The organism is Rhodococcus sp. YH1 (assembly GCF_009939605.1).
Taxonomy (GTDB): Bacteria; Actinomycetota; Actinomycetes; order Mycobacteriales; family Mycobacteriaceae; genus Rhodococcus; species Rhodococcus aetherivorans.
In genome coordinates, this window is record NZ_WVTE01000210.1 from 19,144 (window position 1) to 39,289 (window position 20,146).

Annotated in this window: 19 protein-coding genes and 2 tRNA genes; 9 read left to right on the plus strand and 12 right to left on the minus strand. The window is 73.1% G+C overall.

The genetic code is table 11. From position 1 onward, the window contains the following. Positions 1-25 precede the first annotated feature (25 nt). The 3 genes from AIIKEEIJ_RS15065 (at position 26) to AIIKEEIJ_RS15075 (ending at position 2,580) form a co-directional block, all read left to right on the plus strand. Complete coding sequence (locus tag AIIKEEIJ_RS15065) at positions 26-847, plus strand: DUF3097 domain-containing protein (protein WP_029543669.1); 822 nt, start codon at positions 26-28, stop codon at positions 845-847. 62 nt (positions 848-909) lie between these two features. Beyond that, complete coding sequence (locus tag AIIKEEIJ_RS15070; RefSeq protein WP_029543671.1) at positions 910-1,341, plus strand: NfeD family protein; 432 nt, start codon at positions 910-912, stop codon at positions 1,339-1,341. Further along, entirely contained in the window at positions 1,342-2,580 is a 1,239-nt protein-coding gene (locus AIIKEEIJ_RS15075) for an SPFH domain-containing protein (RefSeq protein ID WP_006939305.1), read from the plus strand. Positions 2,581-2,592: 12 nt separating this feature from the next. Here AIIKEEIJ_RS15075 and AIIKEEIJ_RS15080 read toward each other — a convergent pair whose 3' ends face one another. From AIIKEEIJ_RS15080 to AIIKEEIJ_RS15090, 3 genes are read right to left on the minus strand one after another with little or no spacing between them, the layout of a single operon-like run. Beyond that, the gene (locus tag AIIKEEIJ_RS15080; protein WP_006939313.1) at positions 2,593-3,135 is read right to left on the minus strand and encodes a hypothetical protein; all 543 of its coding nucleotides are present in this window, start codon (positions 3,133-3,135) and stop codon (positions 2,593-2,595) included. Next, complete coding sequence (locus tag AIIKEEIJ_RS15085) at positions 3,132-3,713, minus strand: hypothetical protein (protein ID WP_161995982.1); 582 nt, start codon at positions 3,711-3,713, stop codon at positions 3,132-3,134. Before AIIKEEIJ_RS15085 ends, AIIKEEIJ_RS15080 begins: the two co-directional genes overlap by 4 nt. Positions 3,714-3,744: 31 nt before the next feature. Beyond that, positions 3,745-4,407 carry a VTT domain-containing protein gene (locus AIIKEEIJ_RS15090; RefSeq protein ID WP_161995983.1) on the minus strand — a complete coding sequence of 221 codons (663 nt, stop codon included), beginning with the start codon at positions 4,405-4,407 and terminating at the stop codon, positions 3,745-3,747. 215 nt (positions 4,408-4,622) lie between these two features. On the opposite strand from AIIKEEIJ_RS15090, the gene mutA reads away from it, so the two are divergent. From mutA to meaB, 3 genes are read left to right on the plus strand one after another with little or no spacing between them, the layout of a single operon-like run. Next, positions 4,623-6,488, plus strand: a complete 1,866-nt coding sequence (gene mutA / locus AIIKEEIJ_RS15095) for a methylmalonyl-CoA mutase small subunit (protein ID WP_161995984.1) — start codon at positions 4,623-4,625, stop codon at positions 6,486-6,488. Continuing rightward, positions 6,489-8,735, plus strand: coding sequence for a methylmalonyl-CoA mutase (scpA, locus tag AIIKEEIJ_RS15100; RefSeq protein ID WP_161995985.1), 2,247 nt, complete (start codon positions 6,489-6,491; stop codon positions 8,733-8,735). It begins immediately after the preceding gene. A 6-nt stretch (positions 8,736-8,741) separates the two neighbouring features. Next, a complete protein-coding gene (meaB, locus tag AIIKEEIJ_RS15105) occupies positions 8,742-9,761 on the plus strand; it encodes a methylmalonyl Co-A mutase-associated GTPase MeaB (protein WP_006939329.1) in 1,020 nt (339 codons plus the stop codon). Here the strand turns inward: meaB and AIIKEEIJ_RS15110 are convergent. From AIIKEEIJ_RS15110 to AIIKEEIJ_RS15135, 6 genes are all read right to left on the minus strand, one after another. Next, positions 9,706-11,136, minus strand: a complete 1,431-nt coding sequence (locus tag AIIKEEIJ_RS15110; RefSeq protein WP_161995986.1) for a CoA transferase — start codon at positions 11,134-11,136, stop codon at positions 9,706-9,708. The genes meaB and AIIKEEIJ_RS15110 overlap by 56 nt on opposite strands. Before the next feature lie 21 nt (positions 11,137-11,157). Further along, positions 11,158-12,102, minus strand: a complete 945-nt coding sequence (locus tag AIIKEEIJ_RS15115) for a TSUP family transporter (RefSeq protein ID WP_161995987.1) — start codon at positions 12,100-12,102, stop codon at positions 11,158-11,160. 284 nt (positions 12,103-12,386) lie between these two features. Continuing rightward, positions 12,387-13,631 carry a saccharopine dehydrogenase NADP-binding domain-containing protein gene (locus AIIKEEIJ_RS15120; RefSeq protein ID WP_161995988.1) on the minus strand — a complete coding sequence of 415 codons (1,245 nt, stop codon included), beginning with the start codon at positions 13,629-13,631 and terminating at the stop codon, positions 12,387-12,389. Between the two features lie 10 nt (positions 13,632-13,641). Continuing rightward, a complete protein-coding gene (locus tag AIIKEEIJ_RS15125; protein ID WP_006939334.1) occupies positions 13,642-14,028 on the minus strand; it encodes a DUF2784 domain-containing protein in 387 nt (128 codons plus the stop codon). Positions 14,029-14,075: 47 nt separating this feature from the next. Further along, positions 14,076-14,474: a universal stress protein gene (locus AIIKEEIJ_RS15130; protein WP_006939335.1), complete on the minus strand. Its 399-nt coding sequence runs from the start codon at positions 14,472-14,474 to the stop codon at positions 14,076-14,078. 140 nt (positions 14,475-14,614) lie between these two features. Next, complete coding sequence (locus tag AIIKEEIJ_RS15135; protein WP_006939337.1) at positions 14,615-16,057, minus strand: SDR family oxidoreductase; 1,443 nt, start codon at positions 16,055-16,057, stop codon at positions 14,615-14,617. Between the two features lie 146 nt (positions 16,058-16,203). On the opposite strand from AIIKEEIJ_RS15135, the gene AIIKEEIJ_RS15140 reads away from it, so the two are divergent. Next, positions 16,204-16,428 carry a PLDc N-terminal domain-containing protein gene (locus AIIKEEIJ_RS15140; RefSeq protein WP_006939339.1) on the plus strand — a complete coding sequence of 75 codons (225 nt, stop codon included), beginning with the start codon at positions 16,204-16,206 and terminating at the stop codon, positions 16,426-16,428. Between the two features lie 76 nt (positions 16,429-16,504). Here AIIKEEIJ_RS15140 and AIIKEEIJ_RS15145 read toward each other — a convergent pair. Next, positions 16,505-16,590: transfer RNA gene (locus AIIKEEIJ_RS15145), tRNA-Leu, on the minus strand. A gap of 225 nt (positions 16,591-16,815) precedes the next feature. Continuing rightward, a tRNA-Leu gene (locus tag AIIKEEIJ_RS15150) sits at positions 16,816-16,901 on the minus strand. 113 nt (positions 16,902-17,014) lie between these two features. On the opposite strand from AIIKEEIJ_RS15150, the gene AIIKEEIJ_RS15155 reads away from it, so the two are divergent. Next, positions 17,015-18,376 (plus strand): M20/M25/M40 family metallo-hydrolase, encoded by a 1,362-nt coding sequence (locus AIIKEEIJ_RS15155; RefSeq protein ID WP_161995989.1) that lies wholly within the window; start codon positions 17,015-17,017, stop codon positions 18,374-18,376. A gap of 29 nt (positions 18,377-18,405) precedes the next feature. Next, on the plus strand, positions 18,406-18,939 hold the full coding sequence (locus tag AIIKEEIJ_RS15160; protein ID WP_006939343.1) for a YbhB/YbcL family Raf kinase inhibitor-like protein: 534 nt from the start codon (positions 18,406-18,408) through the stop codon (positions 18,937-18,939). Positions 18,940-19,049: 110 nt separating this feature from the next. Here AIIKEEIJ_RS15160 and AIIKEEIJ_RS15165 read toward each other — a convergent pair whose 3' ends face one another. Then, positions 19,050-20,120 carry a quinone-dependent dihydroorotate dehydrogenase gene (locus AIIKEEIJ_RS15165; RefSeq protein WP_161995990.1) on the minus strand — a complete coding sequence of 357 codons (1,071 nt, stop codon included), beginning with the start codon at positions 20,118-20,120 and terminating at the stop codon, positions 19,050-19,052. Positions 20,121-20,146 lie beyond the last annotated feature (26 nt).

Sequence of the window (20,146 nt, forward strand, 5' to 3'; positions counted from 1 at the left end):
TAACGTGGCGGGCGTGAGTCCCGACATGTACGGCGGCGACATCTTCGCCGGCCATCCGCGCGCCCGTAAGCCCACGATCCCCGAGGTGCCCGCCGAGAAGGACCTGGTGGTCGAGGACGTCGCGTCCGGTTGGTGCGGTGCGATCGTCGGCATCGAACGCACCTACGACGGCGACTTCGTCCGGCTCGAGGACGCTTCGCGGTGCACCCGGCTGTTCGCGCTGCGCCCCGCCGCGTTCCTCCTCGACGGCCGGCCGGTGACGCTGGTGCGGCCCGCGCCGCGGCCGAGGGCGGGCGGCCCCACCCGGTCCGCGTCCGGGTCCACGAAGGTCGAGGGGTTGCGGGCGCGGGTCGCGCGCGGCAGCCGCATCTGGGTGGAGGGCGTGCACGACGCGGCCCTCGTCGAACGCGTGTGGGGGCACGATCTGCGCGTCGAGGGGGTCGTGGTCGAGCAACTCGAGGGCCTGGACAATCTCGGGGAGCGGCTCGCCGGGTTCGCGCCCGGTCCCGGCCGCCGCGTGGGGGTGCTCGCCGACCATCTCGTCGCCGGATCCAAGGAGGAGCGGCTGACCGCGAACCTCGGGCCGCACGTGCTCGTCACCGGGCATCCGTTCGTCGACGTGTGGCAGGCGGTGCGGCCCAAGGCGCTGGGAATCGAGGCGTGGCCGACGATTCCGCGCGGGCAGGACTGGAAGACCGGGGTGTGCCGGGCGCTGGGGTGGGGCAGCCCGCAGGACGGGTGGCGCCGCGTCTACTCGGCGGTGTCGAGCTTCCGGGATCTCGAGGCGCCGCTGATCGGGGCGGTCGAGCGGCTCGTCGACTTCGTCACCGAGCCCACCGGGGACTGACCGCGCCGGGGCCGTGACCTGCGGAGCCACCCGCGATGTCCGATTTGTGGTTGGATGGCGTCGTGTCGGCATTGATATGGCTGATCGCCGGGCTGGTGCTCGCCGCCGCGGAGGCGCTGACGGGTGATTTCGTCCTGCTGATGCTCGGTGGCGCGGCCCTGGCCACCGCCGGGGTGTCCGCCGCGACGGATCTGCCGGTGTGGGCCGACGCGGTGGTGTTCGCGGTGTCGTCGCTGGTGCTGCTGGGCGGGGTGCGGCCGGTGCTGCGCCGGCGCTACGCCCTGCCGCCGGCGAAGGCGACGAACGTGGACGCCCTGCCGGGCAAGCAGGCACTGGTGCTCGAGGAGGTGGCCGCGCACTCCGGGCAGGTGAAGCTGGACGGTGAGGTGTGGACGGCGCGTCCGCTGGACGTCACCGAGGTGTATCCGCCCGGCACGACCGTGACCGTGATGCAGATCGACGGCGCGACGGCCGTCGTGTGGAAGGGGCCGTAGATGGAAGCGCTGATCGTGCTCGCCGTCGTCGTGGCGTTCGTGGCGCTGGTGGTCGTCAAATCGGTGGCGCTGGTGCCGCAGGCCGAGGCCGCGGTGATCGAGCGGCTCGGCCGCTACTACCGGACCGTGTCGGGACAGCTGACGTTCCTGGTGCCGTTCGTCGACCGGATCCGCGCCAAGGTGGACCTGCGCGAGCGGGTGGTCTCGTTCCCGCCGCAGCCGGTGATCACCCAGGACAACCTCACCCTGAGCATCGACACGGTCGTGTACTTCCAGGTGACGAATCCGCAGGCCGCCGTGTACGAGATCAGCAACTACATCGCGGCGGTGGAGCAGCTGACGGTGACCACGCTGCGCAACGTGGTCGGCGGCATGACCCTGGAGGAGACGCTGACCTCCCGCGATTCGATCAACGGGCAGCTGCGCGGCGTGCTCGACGAGGCGACCGGCCGCTGGGGACTGCGCGTGGCCCGGGTGGAGCTCAAGAGCATCGATCCGCCCCCGTCGATCCAGGAGTCGATGGAGAAGCAGATGAAGGCGGACCGGGAGAAGCGGGCGATGATCCTCACCGCCGAGGGGCACCGGGAGTCGGCGATCAAGACCGCCGAGGGCGACAAGCAGTCCCGGATCCTGTCGGCCGAGGGCGCCAAGCAGGCGGCCATCCTCGAGGCGGAGGCCGATCGCCAGTCGCGGATCCTGCGCGCCCAGGGTGACCGCGCCGCGAAGTACCTCGAGGCGCAGGGCCAGGCGAAGGCCATCGAGAAGGTGTTCGCGGCGATCAAGTCCGGTCGGCCGACGCCCGAGTTGCTCGCGTACCAGTACCTGCAGACGCTGCCGCAGATGGCGCAGGGCGACGCGAACAAGGTGTGGATGGTGCCGAGCGATTTCGGGGACGCCCTCAAGGGCTTCGCCCGGCACCTCGGTGCGCCGGGCGAGGACGGGGTGTTCCGGTTCGAGCCGAGCCCGGTCGACGAGAGGCTCCCGCGGCCGGAGGATGACACCGACGAGGTGGCCGACTGGTTCTCCACCGCGCGCGACCCGGAGGTCGCGCAGGCCGTCGCCGCCGCCGAGGCCGTCGCCCGCAAGCCGGTCGATCCGGCGCTGCACAACCCGACCGGCGCCGAACGCCGGGGCGGGGAGCCGGCCGCGTCCCCCGCGACGGCGTTGCCGCCGTCGGAGCCGATCACGGGCGGATGGGTGCAGCCGCAGCCGGGGCAGCGGCACGGCGAACCCCGGTGACCGGAGGGCCGTTCAGGTGAGCAGGCCCCGCCCGACCCCGCACACCGCGATCGCCCACAGCACGCTGGTGAAGGTGCCGATGATGAACTGCTCGGAGGCCTGGGGTTCGCGCAGTTCGGGGTAGCGGGCCAGGCCCTTGACGGCCAGCACGACGGCGATGCCCTCCGGCCAGCCGGACAGGATCGCGGCGGCGACCGCCGCCCGCTCGAGCAGGCCGATCACCCGACCGCCGCGCAGCGGCCCGGGCGGCGGTTCGGGGCCGGCCGGCGACGGCGACGGGGAGGGGGCCGGTCCCGCGTCGGGCTGGCGGCGGGCGATGCGGAACGAGGCCAGCACGGCGGGGGCGCCCCCGGTGACCGCCGCCAGGGTCGTGAGCACCAGGGTCGCGGCGAGGGCGACGCCGTGCACGGCGGGCGTGGCCGTCGCGGTGAGGGCGGCGCCGGCGAGCGCCGCCGTAGCGAGCCCGGCGACGAGCCACACCGGTGCGCCGCGGCGCAGGCTCAGGGCCGGAGCCAGCGCGGCGACGGCGAGCAGAACCAGGGTGACGACGGTCAACGGTCGGCCCTTTCCAGGAGGCGGCGGGCGAGGTCGCGGCCGGCCGGTTCGGCCTGCCAGCCGGCGGCGGCCAGGCGCTGCGACACCGCCTGGGTGCTGATGCCGAGCCGCGCGGCGGCCTCGGCCTGCGTCAGCCCGCCCCGGACGAGGTCGACGGCCTCGTGCCCGGCGTCGGACCGGCGGGTCACCAGCAGCGCCACCAGGGTGAGGGCGGCGTCCGCGTCGGCGGCCGCGGCGGTGTCCGAGCCCTCCACGGCGACCCGCGCGGGGGCGTTCTTGGCGCGGTCGACGGCGCGGCGGGCATGCTCGAACGCCGGTCCCCGGCCGGCGCGGGTCTGCGCCGGCAGGGGCTGCTCGACGGCGCCGGCGCCGATGCCGACGCTCCAGCAGCCGCGGCGGACGAGGTCGAGTGCGAGATCGACGACGACGGCCGGGTCGTCGGCGACGGCCTGGACCTCGTCGCCGGCGGTACGTTCGAACGGGCGCAGCAGCTCGGCGTCGCGCAGCTCGGTGAGCAGGTCCGCGACCCGGTCGACGTCGCGACGGCTGCCGCGCTGGTCGACGGTCAACACGAACATGACTCAAGGATGCAGACTTGAATATGGAAAATCAAGGTTTCAGACTTGACCGGTCGGGCGCCGGGAGGCGCGACTCGAGCCACAGTCCCGACGCGCCGAGAGCGATGCACACCGCCGAGACCGCCAGCAATGCGGGATCGGTCCGTCCCGTCAGGGCGTCGCCGAGCAGCACCATGCCCACCGTGCCCGGCAGGATGCCGGCGACCGTGCCCAGTGTGTACGGGACCAGCCGCACCGACGAGACCCCGCAGCAGTAGTTGACCACCGCGAACGGCAGTGGCGCGATCAGCCGCAGCGACCCCACCGCGAGCCAGCCCCGGCGGGCCAGCCGCTCGTCGACCGCCTGCGCCGTCGGATGATTCAGGTGGGCCTCGACCACGCCGCGGCCGATCGCGCGCACCAGCAGCAGCGCCAGCACGGCGCTGACGGTCGTGGCGGCGACGGTCACCGCGATCCCGGTGGCCGACCCGAACAGCACCCCGGCGCTGAGGGTGAACACCGTCCGCGGGAACGGGGCCACGGTCACCACCGCGTGGATCAGGAAGAACAGCAGCGGGAAGAGCGGCCCGGCCGACTCGGCCCACGCACGCACCTCGGCGACGGACGGGTGGGGGAGCAGCACCGCGACGACCGCGAGCGCGGCCAGTACGGCGAGGGCACCGAGGATCCGGCGGTCCCGCAGCATCCTCGTCACGAACGGTCACGATACCGGGGCCGGGGGCCGGACGAGCGGTTGCCTCGGCACGCGGTAGATTCCTTAGGCGACGACATTATCGATCGCTAGGGAAACTGTGGTGATCCCCACAATAGGGCCGGCGTGTATGCGGCTAGCATCACATCGGAATCGGTTTAAGGTTTCCCACGGCCGTGTTCGGCGAGCCCGCCCGCTGCGTACGAGAGGACCCTCACGTGTCATTAGCTTCAGAAGCCGAGGACGCTGCGCGCGCCTATGCGCAGTGGCAGGAGGCGGTGGCGGGGGTGCTGGCCAAGTCCCGCCGCGTCGACCCCGCGGAGTTCGGACCGGAACCGCAGCGACTGCTCGCAACCACCACCTACGACGACGTCGCCGTCGCCCCCCTCTACGGCGTGCGCGACGAGCGTCCCGAGGCGCCGTTGCCCGGCTCCTTCCCGTTCGTCCGCGGCGGTTCCGCGACCCGCGACGTCAACACCGGCTGGCTCGTCAGCGCCCGCTTCGGCGACACTGCCGGTGACGTGAACGAGCGCATCCTCGACGCCCTCGAGAACGGCGTCAGCGCCCTGTGGCTGCGCGTCGGCACGGACGGCATCGCGATCGGCGACCTGCCCGCCGCGCTCGACAAGGTCCTGTTCGACCTCGCGCCGGTCACCCTCGACGCCGGCGCCGACACCGCCGCCGCGGCGGCCGCGCTCTACGCCCTGCTCGATGCGCGCACCGACGTTGCCGATCGCGCCGCCGTGCGCCTGCACCTCGGTGCCGCGCCGCTGACCAGCGCGTTCTCGGGTCGGGCCGACGTCACCGTGGCCCAGGCCGTCGAACTCGCCCACGCCGCCGCGGACCGCGCCGAGACCGTGCGGGCCCTCACCGTCGACGGCACCGCGTTCCACAACGCCGGGGCCGCCGACGCCGAGGAACTCGGGGCCGCCGTCGCCGCCGGCCTCGAGTACCTGCGCGAGCTGACCGGCAGCCGCCAGTCCGCGGCCCGTGCGCTCGGCCAGATCGAGTTCCGGCTCGCCGCCACCGACGACCAGTTCCAGACCATCGCCAAGTTCCGCGCCGGCCGGCAGCTGTGGGCCCGCATCGCGCAGGTCGTGGGCGCCGCCGACGCCGGCCACGCCCCCCAGCACGCCGTCACCTCCGCCGCGATGATGACCCAGCGCGACCCCTGGGTGAACATGCTGCGCACCACCCTCGCCGCGTTCGGCGCCGGCATCGGCGGGGCGGACGCGGTCACCGTGCTCCCGTTCGACACCGCCCTGCCGACCGGTGCGCTCGGCGTGTCGGAGGCCTTCTCCGCGCGCATCGCCCGCAACACCCAGCTGCTGCTGCTCGAGGAATCCAACCTCGGCCGTGTCCTCGATCCGGCCGCCGGGTCCTGGTACGTCGAGGAACTCACGGCGCAGATCGCGGCCAAGGCGTGGGAGTTCTTCCAGCAGATCGAGGCGGCCGGCGGCTACCGCGCCGCCCTCGACGACGGCCTGATCGGCGAGCGCATCGCCGCCACCCGCGCCCGCCGGGACTCCGACATCGCCCACCGCCGGACCGCGGTGACCGGCGTCAACGAGTTCCCGAACCTCGCCGAGGCCCCGCTGCCCGCGAAGACTGCCGACGCCGGCGCCGATGTCGCCCGGTACGCCGCGGCGTTCGAGGCGCTGCGCAACCGCTCCGACGTCCATCTCGCCGCGCACGGCACCCGGCCCAAGGCGCTGCTCGCCCCGCTCGGCCCGATCGCCGAGCACAACATCCGCACGACGTTCGCCGCGAACCTGCTCGCCTCCGGCGGCATCGAGACGGTCAACCCCGGCCCGCTGTCCGTCGACGACGACAGCATCGCCGCCGCCGTCCGCGACTCGGGCGCCACCGTCGCCGTCGTGTGCGGCACCGACAAACGCTACGGCGAACAGGCCGCCGCCGCGGTCACCGCGCTCCGCGGCGCCGGGATCGGTACCGTCCTGCTGGCCGGGCCGGAGAGGGCCGTGAGCGAGACCACCGGCGCCGAGCGCCCGGACGGGTTCCTCACCGCCAAGATCGACGCGATCGCCGCGCTGACCGACCTGCTGACCACCCTGGGAGCGTAAGTGAGCATCGAACACGAGATCGGCAGCTTCGCCGACGTCCCGCTGACGGATCCGGCGGCGCCGGCTCCCGCCGCCCCCACCGAGGAGCAGGCCACGGCGCTCGTCGAATCGGTCGCCGCCGCCAACCACTACACGACCGATCAGGTGGTGTGGTCCACGCCCGAGGGCATCGACGTCAAGCCCGTCTACACCAAGGCCGACCGCGACCGGATCGTCGCCGAGGGCTACCCGCTGGGCAGCTACCCGGGCCTCGAGCCGTTCGTGCGCGGCCCGTACCCGACGATGTACGTCAACCAGCCGTGGACCATCCGCCAGTACGCGGGCTTCTCCACCGCCGCCGAGTCCAACGCCTTCTACCGGCGCAACCTCGCGGCCGGGCAGAAGGGCCTGTCGGTGGCGTTCGACCTGGCCACCCACCGCGGCTACGACTCGGATCATCCCCGCGTGCAGGGCGATGTCGGCATGGCCGGCGTCGCGATCGACTCGATCCTCGACATGCGGCAGCTGTTCGACGGCATCGACCTGTCGCAGGTGTCGGTGTCGATGACCATGAACGGCGCCGTCCTGCCGATCCTGGCGCTGTACGTCGTCGCCGCGGAGGAGCAGGGCGTCAAGCCCGAGCAGCTGGCCGGAACCATTCAGAACGACATTCTGAAGGAGTTCATGGTCCGCAACACCTACATCTATCCGCCCAAGCCGTCGATGCGAATCATCTCCGACATCTTCGCCTACACCAGCGCGAACATGCCGCGCTTCAACTCCATCTCGATCTCCGGCTACCACATCCAGGAGGCCGGTGCGACCGCCGACCTCGAGCTGGCCTACACCCTCGCCGACGGCGTCGAGTACCTCCGCGCCGGCCTCGACGCGGGCATGGAGATCGACAAGTTCGCCCCGCGCCTGTCCTTCTTCTGGGCCATCGGGATGAACTTCTACATGGAGATCGCCAAGATGCGGGCCGGCCGTCTGCTGTGGGCCGAGCTCGTCGAGAAGTTCCACCCGAAGTCGGCCAAGTCCAAGTCGCTGCGCACCCACTCGCAGACCTCCGGCTGGTCGCTCACCGCGCAGGACGTGTTCAACAACGTCGCCCGCACCTGCATCGAGGCGATGGCCGCGACCCAGGGCCACACCCAGTCGCTGCACACCAACGCCCTCGACGAGGCGCTGGCACTGCCGACCGACTTCTCCGCCCGCATCGCCCGCAACACCCAGCTGCTGCTGCAGCAGGAATCGGGCACCACCCGGCCGATCGACCCGTGGGGCGGCTCGTACTACCTCGAATGGCTCACCCACGAGCTCGCCAACCGCGCCCGCAAGCACATCACGGAGGTCGAGGAGGCCGGTGGCATGGCCCAGGCCATCTCCGAGGGCATCCCGAAGCTGCGCATCGAGGAGGCCGCGGCCCGCACCCAGGCGCGGATCGACTCCGGCCGCCAGCCGGTGATCGGCGTCAACAAGTATCAGGTCACCGAGGACCACGAGATCGAGGTCCTCAAGGTCGAGAACTCCCGCGTGCGGGCCGAGCAGATCGCCAAGCTCGAGCAGTTGCGCGCCGACCGTGATCCCGAGGCCGTGCAGGTCGCGCTGGACGCGCTGACCCGCGCCGCCGGCTCGGCCGACGGCGGCCCGGACCACAACCTGCTGGCCCTGGCCATCGACGCGGCCCGCGCCAAGGCCACCGTCGGCGAGATCTCCGACGCCCTCGAGAAGGTGTACGGACGGCACCAGGCCGAGATCCGCACCATCAGCGGGGTCTACCGGGACGAGGCCGGAAAGGCAGGCAACATCAGCACCGCAACCGAACTCGTCGAGAAGTTCGCCGAGGAGGAGGGCCGCCGGCCGCGCATCCTCGTCGCGAAGATGGGGCAGGACGGTCACGACCGCGGGCAGAAGGTGATCGCCACCGCCTTCGCCGACCTCGGCTTCGACGTCGACGTGGGACCGCTGTTCCAGACCCCCGAAGAGGTCGCGAACCAGGCGGCCGACAACGACGTGCACGTCATCGGCGTGTCGTCGTTGGCCGCGGGACACCTGACCCTGGTGCCCGCGCTGCGGGAGGCCCTCGCCGAGGTGGGTCGCCCGGACATCATGATCGTCGTCGGCGGCGTCATCCCGCCCGGCGACTTCGACGAGCTGTACCAGGCCGGGGCCGCGGCGATCTTCCCGCCCGGCACCGTCATCGCGGACGCCGCGGTGGGCCTGCTGCACAAGCTCGCCGACCAGCTCGGTCACGACCTGGGAGCCTGACCCGGCATGGGCAGCACCCCGGTCGGCAGTCCCACCCGTCGGCCCGCGGTCGACGTCGACGCCCTCGCCGAGGCCGTGCTCGCCAACCGGCGGGCCGGCCTGGCGAAGGCGATCACCCTGGTCGAATCCACCCGGGACGACCACCGGGAGCAGGCACAACAGCTGCTGCTGCGCCTGCTCCCGGAGGCGGGCGGAGCGATGCGCGTGGGCATCACCGGCGTCCCCGGCGTCGGCAAGTCCACCTTCATCGACGCGTTGGGCATGTACCTGCTCGGCAAGGGCCACCGGGTGGCGGTGCTCGCGGTGGACCCGTCGTCGACCCGCACCGGCGGCTCCATCCTCGGCGACAAGACGCGCATGGCCCGGTTGTCGGTGCAGCGCGACGCCTACATCCGGCCGTCCCCCACGGCCGGCACCCTCGGCGGCGTCGCCAAGGCCACCCGCGAGACGATGGTGCTGCTCGAGGCCGCCGGATTCGACGTGATCCTCGTCGAGACCGTCGGCGTCGGGCAGTCCGAGGTCACCGTCGCGAACATGGTGGACTGCTTCACCTTCCTGACCCTCGCCCGCACCGGCGACCAGCTGCAGGGCATCAAGAAGGGCGTCCTCGAACTCGCCGACCTCGTCGCGGTGAACAAGGCCGACGGGCCGTTCGAACGCGACGCGCGGGTCGCGGCCCGGGAACTCGCCGGCGCGCTGCGGCTCGTGCACCCGCACGACGCGGTGTGGAAACCCCCGGTGATCACCATGAGCGGCCTGGAGGGCGCCGGCCTGGACACGTTCTGGGACACCGTCCTCGAACACCGCCGGGTGCTCACCGAGGCGGGCCTGTTCGAGGAGAACCGGCGCCGCCAGCTGGTGGACTGGACCTGGACCATGGTGCACGACCAGCTGCTGCGCCGGCTCGAGACCAACCCGCGGGTGCGTGCGCTCCGCGGCGACGTCGAACGCGCCGTGCGCGACGGCTCCCTCACGGCAGCCCTGGCCGCCCAGCAGATCCTCGACGCGTTCGACGCCGCACCCTAGACAGCGGAGCCGGGGCCCAGGCCGCCGGATCGGCGCCCCACGCGCGGGCCGGGAACGGATAGTCCGGATACTCGGCGAGCGCGGGCCGGGCCGCGGTCACCGCCGCGTGCGTGGCCACGGTGCCCGCGCCGGGGCTCGCCGGCGTCGCCGGGTGCGGGTTGCGGCCGGGCGCCTGCAGCAGCCACGCCCCGGTGCGGGCCAGCGCGACCGCTGCGTCGCGGCCCCGCCCGTCCCGGAGCCGCGCGGTGAGCGCGTCGAGCACCCCGGCCGCGAGCAGGTAGCCGCTCGCGTGGTCGAGAGCCTGCACCGGGAGCACTCCCGGCGCGTCCGGGCGGCCCTCGACGACGGCGATCCCGGAGGCGGCCTGCACGATCGAGTCGAAGCCGCGACGGGGCGCCCACGGCCCGGACCATCCCCACGCGCACACCCGGCCGTGCACCACGCCCGGCCGGGCCTGGTGCACGGGTGCGCCGATCAGCGCGTCGAGCGCCCCGGGCCGGTAGCCGGTGAGCAGCACGTCGGCGTCGGCGAGCAGGCGGCGGCACGTCTCCCGGCCGCGGGCGGTGCGCAGGTCCAGCAGCGCGGTGCGCTTGCCCTGCCCGTTCTCGGCGTGCTGCCAGGCGATCTCGGGCAGCGCGGGCGGATCCACCCGCAGCACGTCCGCCCCCAGCAGGGCCAGCGCCCGGGCGGCGACGGGGCCGGCGATCACCCGGGTCAGATCCAGCACCCGGATCCCGGTCAGTGGCCGCGCCGGATCGCCGCCCGGCCGGGTCTCGCCGGCACTGTCGGACCGGGCGAGGATCCGTACCAGCGGGCCCGCCGCCGCGCCCCGGCCCTGCGCGCTCGTGGCCCACTCGTGCTCGGTGCGCACCCGCACCGCGATCGCGTCGTGCGCGGCGGCCGCGTCCTCGACCGCCGCGGCGGGCAGCTGCCGGATCCGGGCGGCGCAGTCGTCCCGGCCCGCACCGTCCGGCAGGTCGAGTGCGCGGAGCAGACGCGCGCGGTGGTGCGGGTAGTTGGCGTGGGTGCGCACCCACCCGTCGGCGGCGGCGAAGAACCCGGACAGTGCCGCGAACCCGTGAACGGGCCGGCCGGCCAGGCGCAGCATCCGGTCCCCGGCGAACGAGGCGGCGATGCGCTCCGGGTCGAGCCGCGCCCCCTGCGGTTCGAGTCCGCGGGTGTGGCGGTATCGGTCGGCGGCCGACGCGAAGGCCGCCACGGCCCCCGTGGCGAGGTCGCCCACCGGCAGCCGGGCGGTGAGGAAGTGCCCGGCCGGGGCGCAGCGGATGCCGGTGGCCGGGTCTGCCGGGACGTCGAGGCCGGCGTCGGCGAGGGCGGCGCTGTAGTCGTCGAGCAGGGCGAGGGGGCGCGTCATGCGCCGAGCCTAGAGCGGGGTTCAGCTCGTGCGGTCCGCGGCCGGCTCGCGCAGTTCGGGGCGGGCCGGCTCGAGGCGTTCGAGCGCACCGGCGGATTCGGCGCGGGTGAGCCGGGAGCGGCGCCACGAGACCGTGAGCAGCGCGATCCATCCGGCCACGATCAGCAGGTACAGCAGGGTGGAGGCCGTGCCGGAGATCTCGAACGCCGTGAAGAGCTTCTGCGCGTTGGTCAGCACGATGACGCCGCCGACGGCGGTGCCGAGCAGGGTGGCCGGCACCCGGCTGACCAGCCATGCCGCGATCGGCGCGGCGATCGCGCCGCCCAGGGCGAGACCGGCCACGACGAGGAGGTTGCCGAGCGATTCCCGGCCGAGACCGACGAGGAAGCCGATGCTGGCGGCGAGCGCGACGAGGAACTCGGAGGCGCTGACCGAGCCGATCACCGTCCGCGGGGCCGTCTTGCCGCGGGAGAGCAGGGTGCTCGTGGTGATCGGCCCCCATCCACCGCCGCCGCTGGCGTCGATGAACCCGCCGAACAGGCCCAGCGGAGACAGGAACCTCGCCGAGTGCGGCGAGGTGCGGGCGTGCGCGACGGCGGGCGGCCGGACGGAGAACCGCAGCGCCACATAGACACCGATGGCGAGCAGGATCGTCGATGTCACCGGAATCGCGGCCTCGGTGGACAGGCTGGAGAGCACGGTGGCGCCGAGGAATGCGCCGACCGCGCCGGGCACGCCCAGCTTCGCGACCACCCCCCAGTCCACGTTCCGGAACCGCCAGTGCGAGGCGCCGGAGACGAGGGTGGTGCCGAGCTCCGCGAGGTGCACGGCGGCGCTGGCGTGTGCGGGGCCGATCCCGCTGAAGATCAGGAGGGTGGTGGCGGTGACACCGAAGGCCATGCCGAGGGCACCGTCGACGAGCTGTGCGCCGATACCGACGAGCGTGAACACCAGGAGAGCGAACATGCAGAAGACTCCGACCACGAAGGAGCGAACCGGGGGAGGGTGGGCGGCGGACGCCGCTCAGCAACACTCCTGGTCGAAGCACGCGCCCCGTCGGGTGGGCCAGAACGCCATCAAGGCGAGCAGGGTGGCCGGAGCCGCCGCGATGCTCGTCGCCTGCACGTTCGTGTCCCTTCGCCGGTCTGCTGTTCGCCGCGCTCGCGACGATCCGTCCGAGCATAGCCCGTCGTGCGCGGCGGCGGCATCTTCGGGCGGCGTGTCGCGCCCGGGGATGCCGCCGCGGCCGGTCACGGCAGGCGCCGGGCCGTGATCTCGAATCCGGCGGCGCGCAACTGGTCGGTGAGCACGTCCCCGAAGGCCGTCGCGGGGGTGAGCACCCCGCCGCCCGCGTGGAGACGGTCGCCGCCGAGGATCAGCGACAGCGCCGACTCGCCGAGCATCACCGCGGTCGCCTTGTACCCGGGATCGCCCTGGGCGGCGACGCGTGCGGTGTAGCGGGCGCCGGTGCTCGTCGTGGTGTACAGGTCGATGGTGAAGAAGCCGCGTTCGCGCGCCGACTCGGACGGGCCCTGCCCGGGCGCGGGCAGCACCTTGTCGAGCAGGAACCGGGTCGGGGGGAACGCCAGGCCCGCCACCAGCGCCCCGAAGCCGGCCGCGACACCGGTCGCCACGAGGGGCGACAACCGCGACGAGCCGACGTTCATCACCTCCCGGTAGCGGAACCGCGGCCCGTACGCCCAGCCGGTGAGCGCGTTGCTGCGGCGCACCACCCGCGTGTTGTAGGGGCCCATGAAGAACGGTGCGAGCCGGCCGGACAGCTCGGGGGCGACGGACTTCCCGTCGACGGTCGCCAGGTCGTTCTGCTGCCCGAGGTCCGGCTCGCGGGACCGGTCCGGCGACAGCGAGTACGGGGCGAGGGCGACCTTGCGGGCCTCGGCGTCCCGGCGCACCACGTCCACCTGGGTGCGCATCGAGTCGATCGTGCCGCCGCTGACGCCGCCCCGCATCGCACGCACCACCAGGGTCGTGTCGGTCAGGTCGCCGGCGCCGTCGGCCTGTACGGCCCGGTGCAGCGCGTGCACGCCGAGGTCGGAGGGGATCGAGTCGAATCCGCAGGAATGGACGATGCGGGCGCCGGTGCGGCGGGCCACGTCGTCGAACCGGTCGATGCTCTCGCGGTGGAACAGCACCTCGCCGGTGAGATCGACGTAGTCGGTGCCCGCCTCGGCACAGGCCTGCACCAGCGGCAGCCCGTACTTGGCGTAGGGCCCGACCGTCGTGACCACCACGCGGGTCCGGGCGGCGAGGGCGGCGAGCGACTGCGGGTCGCCGGCGTCCGCCGCGAGCACCGGCCAGGCCGCCGCGGCGGCGCCCAGCCCGGTGCGGATCCGTTCGAGGCGCTCGGCGGAGCGGCCGGCGAGCGCGATGCGCACCCCTTCGGGGGCGTGCTCGGCGAGGTAGGCGGCGGTGAGCCGGCCGACGAAGCCGGTGGCGCCGTAGACGACGATGTCGAGATCGCGGGAGGCAGTCATGCGCCACACCCTACTGCCGGGTAAGTCGGGATGCGACGCGGCTCACACGACGGCGCCGCAGCCACCAGCCGAGCCAGGACACCACGATCGTCACCGCCACCGCGGCCCGCACGAGCCCCACCGCCGATTCCGGGTAGATCACCCCGGTCAGGTAGTGGTCGATGAACCCGCTCGGCGGCAGGCCGGCGATCCCGGCGCGGCGCCGCGCCCAGTTCTCCAGATCGGTCAGCGGGCAGTCGAACCCGACGAGGACGGTGGCGAACCCCCACACCACCGCCACGACGTGCAGCACCAGCGTGCGGGGCCACCGCCACGCCAGGAAACCGCCGAACGTCACATACAGCAGGAAGGCCAGGTGCACGACCACGGTGACGTCGGCCAACAGCCGGTACGCCATGCCGCCAGCCTATCCGGATCGGGCGGGGGAGCGGCAGTTCCGGGCTTCTATCCTGCGTCCGCGTCGGTGCCCTTGACGACGAGGACGGGCACCGGCACCTCGAGCAGCAGCCGCTGCAGGCGTCGTTCCAGCAGGAACTTGCCGAGCGCGTTGCGGTCGCGGGTGCCCACCACGAGACGTTCCGCGCCGGACCGCTCCACCAGGTCGACGAGGGCGCCGACCGGGTCCCCGTCGTGCACCGCCGTCCGCAGCTCCCACCCGTCGGCGCCGAGGGCGGCGGTGACGTCCGTGCGGACCGACTCGAGTTCCCGCTGCCCGGACGGGCCGTCGTCGTCGACCGCGACGAGCACGAGGGTCGTGCCGTCGCTGTGTGCGGCCTCGCGGGCGGCCGTGGTGAGCGCGGCATGTCCTTCCGGGGTCGCGGCGTGGACTACGGCAACGGGCATGGGGTCCTCCGGGGGCGGCGGTGACGTGTGCCTTCCAGTATCCCCGTCCGGGGTCTCCCTGGCCGCTCCCGGCGGTGTGGAACTGGTCTCCACCTGCGGGGACGTGTCGGATGGATCTCAGCTGCCGGGTGCCGGCGCGCTCACCACGGGGCCGGGCGGTAGTCCTTGAGGAAGCAGCCGTACAGGTCCACCCCGGCCTCGCCCTGCACGATCGGGTCGTACACGCGGGCCGCCCCGTCGACGAGGTCGAGCGGGGCGTGGAAGCCCTCGTCGGCCAGGCGCAGCTTCGTGTGGTGGGGCCGTTCGTCGGTGATCCAGCCGGTGTCGACGGCGGTCATGAGGATCCCGTCGGCGCGCAGGTCCTCGGCGCTGGTGCGGGTGAGCATGTTCAGCGCGGCCTTGGCCATGTTGGTGTGCGGGTGCCCGGCGCCCTTGTACCGGCGCCCGCCGAACTGCCCCTCCATCGCCGAGACGTTCACCACGTACGTGCGGCGGGCCGGGGACGCCGCCAGGGCCGGTCGCAGGCGATTGACCAGGATGAACGGGGCCACGGAGTTGCACAACTGCACCTCGAGCAGTTCGAGCGGCTCGACCTCGCCGACCGTCTGCACCCAGCTGTTGGTGTGCACCAGGTCGGGCAGCAGGCCGCCGGCGTCGACCGCGACCCCGGCGGCGATCCGTGCGGGAGTCGCCGACCCGGCGACCAGCGCGAGCGAGGTGAGCGACTCGGCGGTCAGCTCGGACGGCAGCGACCCGGCCAGCGCGGCCGGATGGGCGTCCGAGGGTTTGCCGAAGGTGAGCACCTCCGGCAACGGACCCGCCGGCAACGGGCCGGACTCGGACTCGGCGAGGGCGGAGTACGCGCCGGGGGAGCGGCGCACGGTCTGCGCGGCGTTGTTGACGAGGATGTCCAGCGGGCCCTGCGCGGCCACGTCGTCCGCGAGCGCCACGACCTGGGCGGGGTCGCGCAGGTCGATGCCGACGATCCGCAGCCGGTGCAGCCAGTCGGGGCTGTCGTCCATGGCGGCGAAGCGGCGGATCGCGTCGTTCGGGAAGCGGGTCGTGATCGTCAGGTGGGCGCCGTCCCGCAGCAGCCGCAACGCGATGTACATGCCGATCTTGGCGCGGCCGCCGGTGAGCAGCGCCCGCCGTCCCGTCAGATCGGTACGGGCGTCCCGTTTCGCGTGGTTCTCCGCGGCGCAGCGCGGACACAGCTGGTGGTAGAACGCATCGACCCGGGTGTACTTGTCCTTGCACACGTAGCAGCCCCGCGGCCGGATCAGGGTGCCCGCGCTCGCCCCCGGTGCGTTCGAGCTCAGCGCGATCCCGGCCGTCTCGTCGTCGATGCGGGTGGGCGATCCGGTCGCCGTCGCCGCGAGCACCTGCCGGTCCGCGGCGACCTTGGCCCGGCGGGTCTCGTTGCGGCGCAACTGCTTGAGCTTTTTGAACATGCTCCCGACGGCGCGCTGCACCGTCACCGAATCCGGATGGTCGGCGTCGAGCTCGTCCACGAGGGACAGGACGCGGAGGCAGGTGGCGAGGTCGGCCGGGTCGATGCCCGACGCGTCGGTGTGCGAAGTCATGGGCCTGTTCGTCGTGTGGTGCGGTACCGGCCGATGGTATCCGGCGGTGCGCGCGGGGCCGACCCCGCGGGACCTGTGGCCCTGCCCACGGCGCCCGAAACCTGGCAGGCTCGGGCCGGAAGGATCCCCGACCCCAGGAGACGACGATGACCGCACGGCGCCGCCCGAAGTTCCGCGACCTGTCCCCGTGGCAGCAGACGCTCGTTCTCACGCTCGCCTGCGTGCAGCTCTCGCTCGCCGCGACGGCATGGATCGATCTGGCGCGGCGCCCGGCGGACAAGGTTGCGGGCAGCAAGGCGAAGTGGGCTGCGATGATCGCCGTGAACTGGATCGGTCCGATCGCGTACTTCCGCCGCGGCCGGATCGGCTGAGCGGCTCCGGCGCCGCAACGGCGAAGGCCCCGAACCTGATCGGTTCGGGGCCTTCGCCGTCTGTCTCGACTCGGAGTGTCCGAGGGGGGACTTGAACCCCCACGTCCGTTAATAGGACACTAGCACCTCAAGCTAGCGCGTCTGCCATTCCGCCACTCGGACATGCTGATGCTCCCCGCTCCCGCGGGTGCCGTTTCAGCGTAACCCACCCGGGCGCGCGGTCCCAATCCGCTGGTCAGCGGCCCGCGTCCGGCCGCCCCCGGCGTCCGTGGGGAACGCTCCGGCGGTGCGCGCCGCCGGGCCCGACGGACGGCCGCGCGGCGCCGCAACGGCGAAGGCCCCGAACCTGATCGGTTCGGGGCCTTCGCCGTCTGTCTCAACTCAGAGTGTCCGAGGGGGGACTTGAACCCCCACGTCCGTTAATAGGACACTAGCACCTCAAGCTAGCGCGTCTGCCATTCCGCCACTCGGACCTGCTCCGCTCCCACTTCCGCGGGCGCTGTGAAAGAGTAACCCACCGCGTCGCGGCGCCCAAATCGCCCCGCCCACCTGCGTGTTTGCCGAGATCGATGGTAGACAGGGGACCGTGTCCACAACATCGAATCCCGCCCAGCCGGCCGGCGGATCCCGCGCCGAGGCCGAAGTCGTCGACCTGGTGTCGCAGCTGATCCGCTTCGACACCTCCAACACCGGAGACCTCGCCACCACCCGCGGCGAACGGGACTGCGCGATGTGGGTGGCGGCGCGGCTCGAGGAGGTCGGCTACACCACCGAATACGTCGAATCCGGGGCTCCCGGCCGGGGCAACGTGTTCGCCCGCCTGCCGGGTGCCGACCCGTCCCGGGGCGCACTGCTGCTGCACGGGCACCTCGACGTGGTCCCCGCCGAACCGGCCGACTGGAGCGTGCACCCCTTCTCCGGCGCCGTCGAGAACGGCTACGTCTGGGGTCGCGGCGCGGTCGACATGAAGGACATGGTCGGGATGATGCTGGCCGTCGCCCGCCGATTCAAGGCCGAGAACATCGTGCCGCCGCGCGACCTGGTCTTCGCGTTCCTCGCCGACGAGGAGGCCGGCGGCACCTACGGCAGCCACTGGCTCGTGCGGCACCGCCCCGACCTGTTCGACGGCATCACCGAGGCCGTCGGCGAGGTCGGCGGATTCTCCCTGACCGTGCCGCGCCGGGACGGCGGGGAGCGCCGCCTCTACCTCGTCGAGACCGCCGAGAAGGGCCTCGGCTGGATGCGGCTGACCGCCAAGGGCCGCGCCGGCCACGGCTCGTTCCTGCACGAGGACAACGCCGTCACCGCCCTCGCCCGGGCCGTCGCCCGGCTCGGCACCCACACCTTCCCGGTCGTGCTGACCGACTCCGTCGCCGAGTTCCTCGCCGCCGTCGCCGAGGAGACCGGACTCGACTTCGATCCAGCCTCGCCCGACCTCGACGGCACCCTCGCCAAACTCGGGTCCATCGCCCGCATCGTCGGCGCCACCCTGCGCGACACCGCCAACCCCACCATGCTCGACGCCGGGTACAAGGCGAACGTCATCCCCCAGACGGCGCAGGCCGTCGTCGACTGCCGCATCCTGCCGGGCCGGCGCGCCGAGTTCGAACGCACCGTCGACGAACTGATCGGCCCGGACGTCACCCGCGAGTGGATCACCGACCTCGACTCGTACGAGACCACATTCGACGGCGACCTCGTCGAGGCGATGAACGCGGCGATCCTGGCCCACGATCCCCTCGGCCGGACCGTGCCCTACATGCTCTCCGGCGGCACCGACGCGAAGGCCTTCGCCAAGCTCGGCATCCGCTGCTTCGGGTTCGCCCCGCTGCAGTTGCCCCCGGAGCTGGATTTCGCCGCGCTGTTCCACGGGGTGGACGAGCGTGTCCCGGTCGACGCGCTGCGTTTCGGCACCCGCGTCATGGAACACTTCCTGCTGCACGCCTGAGCACACCAGCACCCAGAGAAAGGACCGGTATGGCCCACGACCCGTACGCGCCGCTGCCCGACCTGCCCACGTTCGAGCTCACCAGCGAGGACATCACCGACGGTCGGCCGCTGAAGCCGGCACAGGCCAGCGGGATCTTCGGGGTTCCCGGCGGGCAGGACATCTCCCCGCAGCTGTCGTGGTCGGGCTTTCCCCCCGAGACCAAGAGCTTCGTCGTCACCGTGTTCGACCCCGACGCGCCGACCGCGTCCGGGTTCTGGCACTGGGCGGTGGCGAACATCCCGGCCTCGGTGACGTCGCTGCCCGCCGGCGCCGGCGACGACACCGGCTCCGGCCTGCCCGAGGGCGCGGTCACCCTGAAGAACGACGGCGGCCTGCACCGATTCCTCGGCGCGGCCCCGCCGGCCGGCCACGGCCCGCACCGCTACATCGTGGCCGTGCACGCCCTCGACGTGGACAAGCTCGACGGGGTGGGCACCGGCTCGACGCCCGCGTTCCTCGGCTTCAACGTGTTCTCGCACGCGATCGCGCGCGCGACGCTGCACGGCACGTTCGAGCAGTAGACCGCGTTCCGCGGATCGCCTCCGCACCGGAATCGGACAGGCACACCCGTCCGGACGGGTGTGCCTGTCCGGACGGGCGTGTCCCCGCCCGCCGATCCGGGCTCGGCGGATCAGACGCGGGCGTCCGCGCCGACCGCCTCGGCGACCGAACCGAAGCCCGCGGCCCGCACCTTGCGGGCGAGGCCCTTGTGGATGCGGCGCGCCCAGAACGGGCCGCCGTAGATGAAACCGGTGTAGCCCTGCACCAGCGACGCGCCGGCGAGGATCCGCTCCCACGCCTGCTCGGCGGTCTCGACGCCGCCGACCGAAATCAGCACCAGCCGGTCACCGACCCGCGCGTGCAGCCGGCGCAGCACCTCGAGCGAGCGCTCCGCGACCGGCGGACCGGACAGGCCGCCGGCGCCGATCTCCGCGATCCGGGCCGGGTCGGTGCGCAGCCCGTCCCGCCGGATGGTGGTGTTGGTGGCGACGATGCCCGCCAGCCCGAGCTCGACGGCGAGGTCGGCCACCGCGTCGATGTCGGCGTCGGACAGGTCGGGGGCGATCTTCACCAGGACCGGCACGTGCACGGTGTCCAGCACCGCCGCGAGCAGCGGCCGCAGCGACTCGACCGCCTGCAGGTCCCGCAGCCCGGGCGTGTTGGGGGAGGAGACGTTGACGACGAGGAAGTCGGCGAGCGGGCCGAGCAGCCGCGCGCTGGCGGTGTAGTCGTCGGCAGCGTCCCCGGGCGCGACGATCTTGGTCTTGCCGATGTTCGCGCCGATGGGGACCGTGTGCACGCGGGTGCGCAGGCGGTTCGCGGCCTCCCCGGCCCCGTGGTTGTTGAAGCCCATCCGGTTGATCAGCGCCCGGTCCGCGGGCAGGCGGAACAGCCGGGGCGCCGGGTTGCCGGGCTGCGCCTGGGCGGTGACGGTGCCGATCTCGGCGAACCCGAAGCCGAGGGGGCCCCAGGCGTTCACCCCGGCGGCGTCCTTGTCGAAGCCGGCCGCAAGACCGAGCGGGGCCGGGAACGTCACCCCGAACACCGTGTTGCGCAGCACCGGATCGTCGACGACGAGGACCTTCGCGATCAGCGCCCGCAGCGGCGGGACCCGGGTCGCGAGCCGCATCGCCGTGAACGCGATGTGGTGGATCCGCTCCGGCGGCAGCAGGAACAGCAGTCGAAGGAACAAGCGATACACGTAACACTCCCTGCAGGCCCGGGCGG